This is a genomic window from Neisseria sp. P0008.S010, assembly GCF_051962715.1.
GTDB lineage: Bacteria > Pseudomonadota > Gammaproteobacteria > Burkholderiales > Neisseriaceae > Neisseria > Neisseria elongata.
Genome location: NZ_JBQCVA010000293.1, coordinates 1 through 270 on the forward strand (window position 1 = coordinate 1; position 270 = coordinate 270).

Sequence of the window (270 nt, forward strand, 5' to 3'; positions counted from 1 at the left end):
GTGCAAGCGTTAATCGGAATTACTGGGCGTAAAGCGCGCGTAGGTGGTTCAGTAAGTTGGAAGTGAAATCCCCGGGCTCAACCTGGGAACTGCTTTCAAAACTGCTGAGCTAGAGTACGGTAGAGGGTAGTGGAATTTCCTGTGTAGCGGTGAAATGCGTAGATATAGGAAGGAACACCAGTGGCGAAGGCGACTACCTGGACTGATACTGACACTGAGGTGCGAAAGCGTGGGGAGCAAACAGGATTAGATACCCGTGTAGTCCTGTCT

1 rRNA gene is annotated in these 270 nt (G+C 51.1%); it reads left to right on the forward strand.

Annotated elements, in window-relative coordinates:
- Window positions 1–270: ribosomal RNA gene (locus ACTHSL_RS13650) — 16S ribosomal RNA — on the forward strand; the annotation flags it as partial.